Raw genomic sequence first — 11,961 nt, forward strand, 5'->3', positions numbered from 1 at the left:
TATTTATATTTTAATTTTCAGCACACATGACATCATATACCGTATCCGAGTTATTATCTAAAGACATTAAGCTTGTAGAAGTTAGCGTGAAGGGCTGGGTAAGAACCTTTAGAGCAAATCGATTTTTGGCTTTAAACGATGGCTCTTCCCTCCAAAACATTCAATGTGTAATCGACTTTAAAAATACAGAAGATGCTGTTTTAAAACGCCTTACAACAGGTGCTGCAGTTCATATAAAAGGCGATTTGGTAGCAAGCCAAGGCAAAGGCCAAGCTGTAGAAATCAATGTAAATTCTATTGACGTTTTAGGAGATTCAGATCCAGAAACCTATCCTATTCAGCCTAAAAAACATTCATTTGAATTTCTTCGAGAAAACGCCCACCTAAGAACACGCACCAATACCTTTAGTGCTATAATGCGATTGCGTTCTGCATTATCTTTTGCTGTTCACAAGTATTTTAATGAAAACGGTTTTTACTACATGCATGCGCCTATTATAACAGGCAGTGATGCCGAAGGTGCGGGTGAAATGTTTAAGGTAAGCAAATTAAACGCAAAAAACCCACCCTTAGATGAAAACGGTGCGATCGATTATTCAAAAGATTTTTTCGGAAAAGAAACCAACCTTACCGTTTCCGGTCAATTAGAAGCCGAAACCTATGCCATGTCTTTAGGTAAAGTATATACCTTCGGCCCTACATTTAGAGCAGAAAACTCTAATACGTCTCGCCATCTTTCAGAGTTTTGGATGATAGAACCCGAAATTGCATTTTTAGATCTTGCAGGTAATATGGACCTAGCTGAAGATTTTATGAAATACGTGCTTAATTACATTCTCAAAAATAATAGAGAAGATTTAGAGTTTTTAGAAAATAGATTAATAGCAGAAGACAAAAGCAAACCAGAGGCAGAACGCAACACTATGGGTTTAATTGAAAAACTGCATTTTGTAATTGAAAACAACTTTAAACGTGTAAGCTATACCGAGGCGATTGATATATTAAAAAACAGCAAGCCTAATAAAAAGAAAAAGTTTAAATATCCTATTACCGAATGGGGCATCGACCTACAAAGCGAACATGAACGCTTTTTAGTTGAAAAACACTTTAAATGCCCTGTTATTATATTTGATTATCCAGCAAACATCAAAGCCTTCTATATGCGTTTAAATGACGACGGCAAGACCGTTAGGGCTATGGACATCCTCTTTCCCGGCATTGGAGAAATGATAGGGGGTTCGCAACGCGAAGAACGCTTAGAAGTCCTCCAACAAAGAATGGCAGAACTACATATTGATGAAAAAGAACTTTGGTGGTATTTGGATTTAAGAAAATATGGTACTGCCGTGCACTCTGGTTTCGGACTCGGTTTTGAGCGTTTGGTTATGTTCGTTACCGGCATGAGCAATATACGCGACGTTATACCATTCCCAAGAACACCGCAAAATGCAGAATTTTAGCTTATCTTTCATTATATTAGATATTTCAAGGGTTTAAAAACCGATTTTTAAGTTTCATATATCAAATCATAACATGCTTAAGCAACAATTACAATTCAAGTTATCACAAAAGCTATCGCCCCAGCAAATTCAATTAATGAAGTTGATACAGCTGCCTACACAAGCTTTTGAGCAGCGTTTAAAACAAGAACTTGAAGAAAACCCTGCACTTGAAACTGGAAAAGAGGAGTTAGAGAACGATTATGATGCCGACTTGGACAACTCCAATGACGACATCAATGACCATGAATCCATAAATACCGAAGACATTAATGTAGACGAGTATTTAAGCGATGATGAAGTACCGGACTATCGCACACAAGCTAATAATTACAGTAGTGATGACGAGGAGAAAAGCGTACCTTATGCTGCGGGTATGTCCTTTACACAATATCTAATAAACCAATTAAACACATACCGATTAGACGAAGAAGCACGAGAAATAGCAGAATTCTTAGTAGGAAGCGTTGATGAAAGCGGCTACATTAGAAGAACGTTGTCCGATATTACAGATGATTTGGCTTTTATACAAAATATTTATACTACAGAAGATAAAATTGCATCTGTATTAAAACTTGTTCACCAACTAGATCCTGCAGGAGTAGGCGCCAGAAATCTTCAGGAATGCTTAAGCATCCAACTTAAACGTAAAGAAAAAAATGCCAGCGTTGTATTGGCACTCGACATTATCGATACTGCTTTTGATCAGTTTACAAAAAAGCACTATAAAAAATTAATGCAAAAATTTAATGTTACAGAACTTCAATTAAAAGAAGCTATTTCAGAAATTGAGCATTTAAATCCAAAGCCTGGAGGCTCTTATTCTGGCAATAATAGGATTGTAGAACATATTGTTCCAGATTTTGCCATTAAAATTATAGATGGTGAACTAGAACTTACTTTAAATGGCCGAAATGCGCCAGAGCTTCACGTATCTAGAGAGTATAACAATATGCTAAAAGGCTATAGGGACTCTAAAGAAAAATCCAGTTCGCAAAAAGATGCCGTATTATTTATAAAGCAAAAATTGGATGCTGCCAAATGGTTTATAGACGCCATAAAACAACGCCAGCAAACCCTGTTTGTAACCATGAGCGCTATAATGCAGTATCAAAAAGCCTTTTTCTTAACCGGAGACGAGCGTAAGCTTAGGCCTATGATTCTTAAAGATATTGCAGACGAAATAAACATGGATGTATCCACCGTCTCTCGAGTAGCCAATAGCAAATATGTAGACACGCCTTACGGTACAAAACTGATTAAAGAGTTCTTTTCAGAATCCATGAAAAACGACCAAGGGGAAGACGTATCTACACGAGAAATAAAAAAGATATTAGAAACCGTAATTGAAGAAGAAAGCAAAAGAAAACCACTAACAGACGAAGCCTTGGCTTTAATACTGAAAGATAAGGGCTACCCTATCGCTAGACGAACGGTAGCGAAATATAGAGAACAATTAGATATTCCTGTGGCACGGCTAAGAAAGAAAATATGATACATTTTATTCTAAAAAGCATCTCATATATATTCCATCCGCTTTTAATGCCTTTATTTGGAGTTATTTTTTATTTTTATCAATCTCCTAGATTTATTCCCAAAGATGTCGTCTCAGCGAAAGTGATTTCTATATCGATTTTAACTATTTTACTTCCCATTCTAGTTTATTCTTTATTAAAAATTATAGGAAAAGCTAAAAGCATACATCTCCAGACCACACGTGAGCGCATAATTCCTTTAGCAGCAAACTGTATTATTGTTTTTTTAATTATAAATTACGTCGTAACCTCTGAACTCCTTTTTGAGTTGTATTTTTTTTTTCTAGGCATTTTAATATCTAACCTAAGTTGTTTGATATTGGCCGTTATGAATTTCAAAGCCAGCATCCATATGATAGCCGCTTCTGGAATTATCATGTTCTTTATTGCTTTAAGCATTCACTTTAGTATTAATATCAACACCACACTGGCTATCATGACCATATTAGTTGGTGCTATTGCAACCTCTAGGTTACATTTAAATGCACACACTTATAAAGAATTGATTATGGGAGTTTTTATCGGTTTTGTTCCGCAACTCTTACTGGTAAGTTATTGGTTATAATATTTTAAACATCTTTTTTACAGCGCTAATATTAGAGAATATAAAACATCAGACCAATTTTCAATTCATTCATATCAATAGGGCTTCCATTTAAAGAAGCATGCGAATTTAATATGGTGTTGAGTCCATAATAAAAATGAAAATTCCACGTACTATATCCAGCACTTAAAGTTAATCCATATTGAAAGTTATTAAAATCGGCGATATCCCTATATTTAAAGTCGCCTAAGCTCCCTCTATATTTAGCGGCATGGGAAAACATATAACCAAGCTTAAAGCCTGTATAAATACGCCAAAAATCGTAATCGGAAGCGGTAGAGGTGCGCCATCTAAACTCAATAGGCAATTCCACAACATGTGTTGAAAATTTATTTCTTTTATAATGTCCTGACACATCAGTTAAGATGGTATAAACAGGCTTATTAGACGCGTCTTTATAAATTAACATATTTTGGTTGAAAGAATTTGTAGCATAGCCCAGCCCCACTCCAATAGCCATGTTTCGTCTACTGTTAAGAGGCATATCCTTAATAAAGCCAAAATAGAAACCTGTAGAAAACCCTGTTTGAGATACCTCGTGAGGTTTTTTACCAAGAAGATTATAAGTTACCCCAGCATAAAATTGATCTTCTTTATATAACGAATCCACGTCTTTTACAAGACTATCTTGTGCAAAGCTACTTAGAAAGCAAATGGAGAAAACAATAAAAAAGACTGTGTTTTTCATTTAAAAATATAACTATAAGAATGAGGAAATAATGAGTCATAAATATACTTAAAAAAAAAGGACGTTTTGAATAATCAAAACGTCCTTTTCCAATAAAATCAAGATATTTAATTCACAACCTTACCTTTCTTGGTGGTATAGTTGATTTTCAATGCATTTACTTTACGCAACTCCTGTTTAATGTCGCCAATTAATCCCATATTCGCTTTACTATCAACTTTTAAAGCTGTAGTTAAAAAAGGTATTAATTCTTCACGTTTAGAAGCGCGTTCTGCCGCTATAAAAGAAGCAATTTCATCTACTCCAGCAAACTTATCGTTAAGCTGTATTCTAGCTTCTGTACCAAATTGCTTATAATTAGCGCTTGGTTTTCCCGCATAAATATACATGACCAAATCCTTTTTGTCAAGTTTCTCAACTTGATCGGCAAATGGTAAGTTATTTTCAATCATTAAGGTGTTTTGCCGCATAACGGTTGCTACCATGAAAAAGAATAACAACATGAATACAATATCCGGTAAGGAAGCTGTATTTACTGCTGGCATTTCCCCTCCTTTTTTCTTTTTAAATTTAGACATACTTATCTGTTTAACTTAAATTATTTCTGTACTTCAGAAAGCTTTTGAGGATATTCAATTTTAATTTGTTCTATCTTCTTTTTTAAAGCTTCTTTGTTACCAGGCCAATTAACATCGTTGTTATTTGCTTCCATTTCAGCAAATGACGTACCGTATAAGGACTGTGCTCTTTTATCTCTTAACACATTATATGCTGCTACCAATTCGTTTTGAACAGATATATAAGCTTCATAAGAGGTTTCTCTATCATTAGCTAACGAGATGATCGCTTTATCTGGATTGTCAGAAGATTTTGGGTCTTTTTTACCATTACAGTAATCACAAGATCCATCGCCACCATTATCTAAAAACTCAACGGCAGCTTTTCTTAAATCTTTAAGTTCCATAACCTCATCCTCTACAAGCAATTGGTCATTTTTATTAATAAGTACCGTAAAAATATTTTTCTCTTTAATAATTACGTTTTCGTCAGACTCTTCCATAGGAGGAAGTTTACGGTTAATTCCCGAATCGGTCTCAATAGTAGTCGTTACTAAGAAAAATATCAATAACAAGAAAGCAATATCGGCCATGGAGCCTGCATTAACTTCTGGTGCTGCTCTTTTTGCCATAGTTTTATCTATTAAATATTTTTTTAACTCCTGAAAACACCATTGATCCTATTGCCACTACCGCAAGAATATAGAACGTATATAACCCAGCTCCAACATATCGTGAAGTAGATTCCGTTACGTCTTGTCCTTTAGATGTGAAAGGTGTTAGATCCAAATCACTTCCAGATGACATTACAAAAGAAATAACGATAATTGCGGCAAAAAGCCCAACAGTTACCAATGTCTTTTTAACATCTCCAGAAAACAAGCCTTTTAAAACATAGATTAAGACTAGTAATATGGCAAGGGCTAGCACAACATATGTAACGTACAGTACATTATTGCCCATACTATCTGCTGTACCTGCGTCTCCTGCCATAATCATTAGTGCAAAAATAGCACCAATAATACCAAGAGCGTAAGCCAAATATTTTACAATTTTATATAAACCCATAATTTTTTTAATTTTAAATTACAATTTTCTTTGTCTGATCAACATATCCATTAACGTGATAGAAGCATCTTCCATATCGTTAACAATGCTGTCAATTTTAGCGATAATGTAATTGTAAAAAACCTGTAGAATAATTGCAACAACAAGACCGAATACAGTTGTTAAAAGTGCTACTTTAATACCACCTGCAACAAGTGAAGGTTGCATATCTCCAGCAGCTTCAATTTTATCAAACGCTTGAATCATACCAATTACCGTACCCATAAATCCTAACATCGGAGCCAAGGCGATAAATAATGAAATCCAAGATACATTTTTCTCTAACTGTCCCATTTGAACACCTCCATAGGCCACAATAGCCTTCTCAGCAGCTTCGATGCCTTCATCGGTTCTATCTAATCCTTGGTAAAAAATAGAGGCAACAGGGCCTTTTGTATTTCTACAAACTTCTTTTGCTGCTTCAACTCCACCTGATGCTAAGGCATCTTCTACTTCTTGAGTTAATTTTTTTGTATTTGTTGAAGATAAATTTAAAAAGATAATTCTTTCGATAGCTATAGCCAGTCCAAGAATTAAACACAACAACACAATCCCCATAAACTCAGGGCCACCCTCAATAAAACGTTTTTTCAATTCTTGATGAAACCCAATTCCTTCAACAGTTGTTGCTGTTGCCTCATCTTGTCCTTGAGTAATGGTTGCAACGGTTGTAGCAGCAGTTGAGGTCGTGCTTGTTGCATTAGCTGTTCCGAATGCCATCATTCCTGTAATGGCAAGGATAGAAAATAATCTTTTCATGTTCTAGATCTTAATTTTATTAGTTAAAGTGTTAAAGATATAAAAAAAATACAATAAAAAAACAAAAATCAAGCAGAGAGGAAGGGATTCGAACCCTCGATACCCTTTTGAGGTATACACGCTTTCCAGGCGTGCGCCTTCGACCGCTCGGCCACCTCTCTTTATTTTTTACTGTACTGTTTCTGGGGTTGAAATAACAAAAAAATCTTTGAACGCTAAAATTTTATAAGTTAATTTTTAAATCATTTCTCCTCGCATAGGGGTTTCATATTTGGTTTTGAAGCTGTTACCTATAATATTATTACCTAACAGATGCATTAATTTTGTGATTGCAGCCTCTGTTGTGAGGTCTTTTCCTGATATAACACCACATTTTTTCAGGTGTTCGCTGGTTTTATAGTCACCCATCTGCACACTTCCGCCTAAACACTGTGTAACATTGATAATAAAAACACCTTTTTCAATGGTTTCCTTTAGTAAATTTGTCATCCAAATTTCAGTACTACAGTTTCCCGAACCGTAAGTTTCTAAAATAATCCCTTTTAAATTTGGTGTATTAAACACACTTCGCAAAAATAATTCTGAAATCCCTGGAAAAAGCTTTACAATACCAACATGAGCATCCATATTTTTAAAAACGCGCAACGGTTTATCTAAATCAGGCTTGAATAAATGTTGATGGTTAATCTTTAAACGCACACCAGACTCCGCTAAATCAGGATAATTTGGAGAAGAAAACGCCTGAAAATGTTCCGCATTAACTTTTGAGGTTCTATTGCCCCGATATAGTTTATATTCAAAATATAGACACACTTCCTTAATTATAGGGTTCCCTTTGTGGTGTAAAGCGGCAATTTGAACAGCCGTCATTAAGTTTTCTTTTGCATCGGTACGAAAATCGCCTATAGGGAGCTGTGACCCCGTAAAAATGACTGGTTTAGCCAAATTCTCTAACATAAAACTTAAGGCAGACGCCGTATAGCTCATCGTATCACTGCCATGCAATACAACAAAACCATCAAAGCCATTATAATTCGACTCTATTATCTCTGCTATTTGAACCCAATATTTCGGATTCATGTTACTAGAGTCTATAGGGGCTTCAAAAGACAAGGTGTCTATAGAACAATCCAACAGCTTTAATTCGGGTATATGTTCTAAAAGATTTTCAAAGTCGAATACCGCTAAAGAACCCGTTTTAGAATCTTTTACCATCCCAATGGTTCCGCCAGTGTAAATAAGCAATATGTTTGGTTTAGACATCTTTGTTTTACGGTTTTTAATCTTTATACTAATTAAAAAGAGGTTTATTATTTCAAGCCTATGTCGCAGACGTTTTGAAAAAACATATCTTTTAGAAATCGACCATCAGCCCTCCAAGTTTTATCTGTTAAATCCCAAAAACATCTTTTGAATTTTGAGTCGTTATTTTCGCTACCTCGTCAACAGGAAGACGGTATAGCTCTGACAACTTTTCCAACACTTTTACGATATAAACACTTTCATTGCGTTTTCCTCGATATGGAACAGGCGCTAAATAAGGCGAATCGGTTTCCAAAACAATATGTTTCAAATCTATCTGATTCAAGAACTGGTCTATTTTCCCATTCTTAAATGTAACCACTCCCCCTATTCCTAATTTCATGTTATAGGAAAGCGCTTGTTTTGCTTGTTCTAGGTTTCCAGTAAAACAATGGAAAATACCGAATAAATCTTCGCTTTTTTCAGTCTCTAAAACTTCAAACACCTCATCAAAAGCTTCGCGGCAATGGATTACTATAGGCAACTTATAGTGTTTGGCGAGTTGGATTTGATGTTTGAAGGCGTTTTTTTGAATTTCTAAAGTAGTTGTATCCCAGTACAAATCTATTCCAATTTCTCCAACCGCATAATATTTTCGGGCTGCGAGCATGCTTTCTACATGCTGGAGTTCTTCTTTATAGTTCTCTTTTACATGGGTGGGGTGCAAGCCCATCATTAAAAACACATAATCGGAAAAGTCTTTTTCGAGTTGAAGCATCGCTTCCGTGTACGTAGAATCGATTGCTGGAATAAAGAAACGAGATACACCGTGCGCGATGGCGCGTTGTATCATCTCATTTCTATCATCTTCGAAAGCTTCACTGTATAAATGGGTGTGGGTATCGGTAATTATCATATCACAAAAATAAAGAAGAATTCAATGTTTATTAGAATTTTTAAAGAATTTCCAAAACAAAAAGATCTCACAGGTTTCGAAAACTTGTGAGATCTTTAGCCAGCTTCACCTGCAGAGTTACTCCGTTTTAAAAATATGAAAGCAGGAAATCCTAATCTAGCTTCTTGACCAGCTTTTGAGCCTCCTTATAATGATCTGCATCTTTAGGAATGGTTTTTAAAATTTCTAAACTAGCCTCATAATCCTTCTGTTTTAATTTACTCAAGGCCAAATACCAAGTGGCTTTGTTTTTATAGGCCGAATGCCCTTCTCTTAAATCCAGAAGTAATGCATCGGCTAACTCAAAATCGTTCAGTTCTATATTGGAAATGGCGCTATATAGTTTTAATTCAGCGTTATGGCCATCTTCAGCAATCAATTGTTTAAAAGCGCTTTCCGCAGAAGCGAAATCTCCAGAATTAAAAGCATTTTCTGCAGTTTGCAATACACTATCATTTTCACCTCTAACCATCAAACTAAGGGTTTCATAATCATTATAATCATCAAAAGACGGGTTGGAAAAAGTATGGAACATAAAAATGCCGACCAACACAGCAACACTTGCTGCAATAGCATATTGCCAAGGTTTAAATTGAATTCTTTTTTTCGAAGCATATTGCTTTTCAAAATAAGCATTTGAAATATTTTTTAAATTATTTTGAAATATGGCAGCTTGTGCTTCATTTTCAAATGTATGTTCTAAAAAAGAAGAGAGTTCTTTATAAGATAAGAAGGCTTTATGGAATGTTGGATCATTTTTTAAGCGCAATTCGAAAGCCACCAATTCGTGGTCGGATAAAGCATGGGATAAATAAGATTCAAAGAGTATGTAATTTTGGTTTTCCATCATCATTCGTTATTAAGTTGGTTAAACTTGGGTGACTCTTGAACCAATTCTGTTAGTTTCCCAATGCACAACGATTTCTTTTTCCTGGCATAAGCATATGTTATGCCCAAACTTTTAGCCACCTCTTCCATAGATTTTATTTTAAAAGTAGCGGTAAGCAAATCTTTGCACGCAGTTCCTAATTCATGGAACATTTCTGTAAATAGAGCATGTTTTTCACCAAATACAGATGTCTCAAAAGCTAATTCTTGAGCCTCGTCATCTATAGATAAAATAGCTTCATTAATTGTTACCTCTTTTTTTGAAGATTTTTTTAATTCATTTAACCATCTTCGCTTGCACAACAAAAAGAAATATGCATCAAAGGGGCAGGTTAATTCTAGTTTTTTTTCAAGAGCCTGATGGTATATCGTTATTAGTGTTTCCTGAACAACATCTTGTGCTTCGTCTGTACTACCGCTATTCTGTTTAACATAATTAACAACCTTTGGCACAAAGCGATCATATATAGACTGTATAACAAACGAATTGTTTTGCAACAGGCCGTCTATATACTTTTGATCGTCGTGTATTTTTTTTTCATTCATGAACCCTTGTATTTGCTACTAAAGTAAAAAAACTTTCAAAACAAAAGGGCAACAATTTTTAAATGGTTTTAATATAAAGATATAACAGCCAAAATTTAGGCCAAAAAAAATAATCTTATCAAATATTCCTCAACCCTAAAATAGACCCACAAAACTATAGATTTAGTAGCATATGGCAGCACTATCGTATTCAAAAAAACATTAGCTCATCGCAACTCCAAAAACAAATTAAAAAAAAAATCAAAAAACAGGGTAACAATTAAGTTTCTCTATTGATATAAGCTTGAACAACAATTAAAATCCCATTTCATTATGAAAAAACCAAAATTATTTAACAAACACTCAAACAAAATGACAAAACACTTAAGAAACATTTTCGGAACATTAGTCGTCACAACTTTACTTTTTACAAGTTGTGATAAAAAAGAAAGTATCGATAACGATTGTGATGGTAATTGCAACCCAGCAACAGCTGAGTCGTTTAACAATCTTAGAGAAAAAGCTCTCGATAAATTAACACAAAACTTTCAATTCGATGCAGAAGACACCAATGTGGTTTTTACCTCGCAAAAAGGTGTTAAAATCTCTATCAACACATCCTGTCTAACTCTAAACGGAGAGCCTGTTACAGGACCTGTTGATTTAGAGTATGTGGAAATATTTGAAAAAGGCAACATGCTAGCAACTAACAAACCTACTATGGGACTTAAACCGAATGGCGATAAAGCTCTTTTATTAACAGGTGGTGAGTTTTTTGTAGAAGCGACCCAAAACGGCACGGCTTTAGAAACCACTTGCTCATTTCAAATGGAAATCCCAGCAGATTTAACTGGTGGTGTAGATCCAGAAATGATACTTTGGGACGGTATTATTGATGACGACGGAAACTTAGTCTGGGACGAACAAGAGCGAGATGCCGCTAATGGAAAAGGTGGTGTGTTTGGTGAAGGCAACCAATATTTCGGGTTTTTCCAATCGTTTGGATGGACAAATGTAGACCGATTTTACAACGATTCTCGTGAAAAAACAACTATTCTTGTTGGAGTTCCTACAGGGTACAACAATGCAAATAGCGCTGTTTACATCTCCTATGATGGCGAAGAAACCGGTTTAGCTCAATTGGATACTTACGACGAGACTACAGGATTGTTTAGCGAGCATTACGGACAAATTCCTATTGGATTAGAATGTCATATCATTTTTGCTACTGAAGAAAACAACAACTGGAAGTATGCTATAAAAGCCGTAACCATTGTAGAAAACGATATTATTACGTTTACAGAAGCTGAAACAGAACTAGCAACTGAAGCACAACTCGCAACCCTTATAAATGGTTTACCATAACTATCTAGTCCTATAACGACGACCTACTTATATCGTTTGGCCCCCTTTTTAACCTACTTACTAAGTGCCAGAAACCTTTTGTTTCTGGCACTTCTTATTTAAAAGGGGGTAACAAAAAAGAAAAAAATGTATATACATATAGATCGGCTATTTGTTATGAAAAAGAAGATTTACATATTATTCATTATTGCACTTACTTGGTTTGTTCTAAGTGCACATATTATGATTGTGCTATCT

At 35.1% G+C, this 11,961-nt stretch carries 13 protein-coding genes and 1 tRNA gene; 4 read left to right on the plus strand and 10 right to left on the minus strand.

The features are described from left to right. Positions 1 to 26 precede the first annotated feature (26 nt). The 3 genes from asnS to ACFFU9_RS04245 all read left to right on the plus strand — a co-directional run bounded on the left by asnS (position 27) and on the right by ACFFU9_RS04245 (position 3,599). Entirely contained in the window at positions 27 to 1,460 is a 1,434-nt protein-coding gene (gene asnS, locus ACFFU9_RS04235) for an asparagine--tRNA ligase (RefSeq protein WP_379860133.1), read from the plus strand. Positions 1,461 to 1,533: 73 nt separating this feature from the next. Next, positions 1,534 to 2,994, plus strand: a complete 1,461-nt coding sequence (gene rpoN / locus ACFFU9_RS04240) for an RNA polymerase factor sigma-54 (protein ID WP_379860134.1) — start codon at positions 1,534 to 1,536, stop codon at positions 2,992 to 2,994. Then, positions 2,991 to 3,599, plus strand: coding sequence for a hypothetical protein (locus tag ACFFU9_RS04245; RefSeq protein WP_379860135.1), 609 nt, complete (start codon positions 2,991 to 2,993; stop codon positions 3,597 to 3,599). The genes rpoN and ACFFU9_RS04245 overlap by 4 nt, the downstream gene beginning before the upstream one ends. A 31-nt stretch (positions 3,600 to 3,630) precedes the next feature. Here ACFFU9_RS04245 and ACFFU9_RS04250 read toward each other — a convergent pair whose 3' ends face one another. The 10 genes from ACFFU9_RS04250 to ACFFU9_RS04295 all read right to left on the minus strand — a co-directional run bounded on the left by ACFFU9_RS04250 (position 3,631) and on the right by ACFFU9_RS04295 (position 10,380). After that, positions 3,631 to 4,326: a porin family protein gene (locus ACFFU9_RS04250; RefSeq protein WP_379860136.1), complete on the minus strand. Its 696-nt coding sequence runs from the start codon at positions 4,324 to 4,326 to the stop codon at positions 3,631 to 3,633. A gap of 107 nt (positions 4,327 to 4,433) precedes the next feature. Then, positions 4,434 to 4,904, minus strand: coding sequence for an ExbD/TolR family protein (locus tag ACFFU9_RS04255; RefSeq protein ID WP_379860137.1), 471 nt, complete (start codon positions 4,902 to 4,904; stop codon positions 4,434 to 4,436). 20 nt (positions 4,905 to 4,924) lie between these two features. Next, on the minus strand, positions 4,925 to 5,515 hold the full coding sequence (locus ACFFU9_RS04260; protein WP_379860138.1) for an ExbD/TolR family protein: 591 nt from the start codon (positions 5,513 to 5,515) through the stop codon (positions 4,925 to 4,927). Between the two features lie 4 nt (positions 5,516 to 5,519). After that, positions 5,520 to 5,951 carry a hypothetical protein gene (locus ACFFU9_RS04265; protein WP_379860139.1) on the minus strand — a complete coding sequence of 144 codons (432 nt, stop codon included), beginning with the start codon at positions 5,949 to 5,951 and terminating at the stop codon, positions 5,520 to 5,522. A gap of 18 nt (positions 5,952 to 5,969) precedes the next feature. Continuing rightward, positions 5,970 to 6,749, minus strand: coding sequence for a MotA/TolQ/ExbB proton channel family protein (locus ACFFU9_RS04270; RefSeq protein WP_379860140.1), 780 nt, complete (start codon positions 6,747 to 6,749; stop codon positions 5,970 to 5,972). A 73-nt stretch (positions 6,750 to 6,822) separates the two neighbouring features. Continuing rightward, positions 6,823 to 6,910, minus strand: a tRNA-Ser gene (locus ACFFU9_RS04275). Between the two features lie 76 nt (positions 6,911 to 6,986). Further along, on the minus strand, positions 6,987 to 8,012 hold the full coding sequence (locus tag ACFFU9_RS04280) for an asparaginase (protein ID WP_379860141.1): 1,026 nt from the start codon (positions 8,010 to 8,012) through the stop codon (positions 6,987 to 6,989). Positions 8,013 to 8,139: 127 nt separating this feature from the next. Then, positions 8,140 to 8,907 carry a TatD family hydrolase gene (locus ACFFU9_RS04285; RefSeq protein WP_379860142.1) on the minus strand — a complete coding sequence of 256 codons (768 nt, stop codon included), beginning with the start codon at positions 8,905 to 8,907 and terminating at the stop codon, positions 8,140 to 8,142. Positions 8,908 to 9,058: 151 nt separating this feature from the next. After that, positions 9,059 to 9,799, minus strand: a complete 741-nt coding sequence (locus ACFFU9_RS04290) for a tetratricopeptide repeat protein (protein WP_379860143.1) — start codon at positions 9,797 to 9,799, stop codon at positions 9,059 to 9,061. After that, on the minus strand, positions 9,796 to 10,380 hold the full coding sequence (locus tag ACFFU9_RS04295) for an RNA polymerase sigma factor (protein WP_379860144.1): 585 nt from the start codon (positions 10,378 to 10,380) through the stop codon (positions 9,796 to 9,798). Before ACFFU9_RS04295 ends, ACFFU9_RS04290 begins: the two co-directional genes overlap by 4 nt. 312 nt (positions 10,381 to 10,692) lie before the next feature. On the opposite strand from ACFFU9_RS04295, the gene ACFFU9_RS04300 reads away from it, so the two are divergent. Further along, positions 10,693 to 11,724, plus strand: coding sequence for a hypothetical protein (locus tag ACFFU9_RS04300; RefSeq protein WP_379860145.1), 1,032 nt, complete (start codon positions 10,693 to 10,695; stop codon positions 11,722 to 11,724). Positions 11,725 to 11,961: the final 237 nt, after the last annotated feature.

The organism is Mariniflexile ostreae (assembly GCF_042427585.1).
In the GTDB taxonomy this organism is placed as follows: Bacteria; Bacteroidota; Bacteroidia; order Flavobacteriales; family Flavobacteriaceae; genus Pseudalgibacter; species Pseudalgibacter ostreae.

Excerpts from the sequence above, each read along its gene's own strand:
- asnS (WP_379860133.1), top strand. The coding sequence starts at position 27 with ATGACATCATATACCGTATCCGAGTTATTATCTAAAGACATTAAGCTT.
- rpoN (WP_379860134.1), top strand. The coding sequence starts at position 1,534 with ATGCTTAAGCAACAATTACAATTCAAGTTATCACAAAAGCTATCGCCC.
- ACFFU9_RS04245 (WP_379860135.1), top strand. The coding sequence starts at position 2,991 with ATGATACATTTTATTCTAAAAAGCATCTCATATATATTCCATCCGCTT.
- ACFFU9_RS04250 (WP_379860136.1), bottom strand. The coding sequence starts at position 4,326 with ATGAAAAACACAGTCTTTTTTATTGTTTTCTCCATTTGCTTTCTAAGT.
- ACFFU9_RS04255 (WP_379860137.1), bottom strand. The coding sequence starts at position 4,904 with ATGTCTAAATTTAAAAAGAAAAAAGGAGGGGAAATGCCAGCAGTAAAT.
- ACFFU9_RS04260 (WP_379860138.1), bottom strand. The coding sequence starts at position 5,515 with ATGGCAAAAAGAGCAGCACCAGAAGTTAATGCAGGCTCCATGGCCGAT.
- ACFFU9_RS04265 (WP_379860139.1), bottom strand. The coding sequence starts at position 5,951 with ATGGGTTTATATAAAATTGTAAAATATTTGGCTTACGCTCTTGGTATT.
- ACFFU9_RS04270 (WP_379860140.1), bottom strand. The coding sequence starts at position 6,749 with ATGAAAAGATTATTTTCTATCCTTGCCATTACAGGAATGATGGCATTC.
- ACFFU9_RS04280 (WP_379860141.1), bottom strand. The coding sequence starts at position 8,012 with ATGTCTAAACCAAACATATTGCTTATTTACACTGGCGGAACCATTGGG.
- ACFFU9_RS04285 (WP_379860142.1), bottom strand. The coding sequence starts at position 8,907 with ATGATAATTACCGATACCCACACCCATTTATACAGTGAAGCTTTCGAA.
- ACFFU9_RS04290 (WP_379860143.1), bottom strand. The coding sequence starts at position 9,799 with ATGATGATGGAAAACCAAAATTACATACTCTTTGAATCTTATTTATCC.
- ACFFU9_RS04295 (WP_379860144.1), bottom strand. The coding sequence starts at position 10,380 with ATGAATGAAAAAAAAATACACGACGATCAAAAGTATATAGACGGCCTG.
- ACFFU9_RS04300 (WP_379860145.1), top strand. The coding sequence starts at position 10,693 with ATGAAAAAACCAAAATTATTTAACAAACACTCAAACAAAATGACAAAA.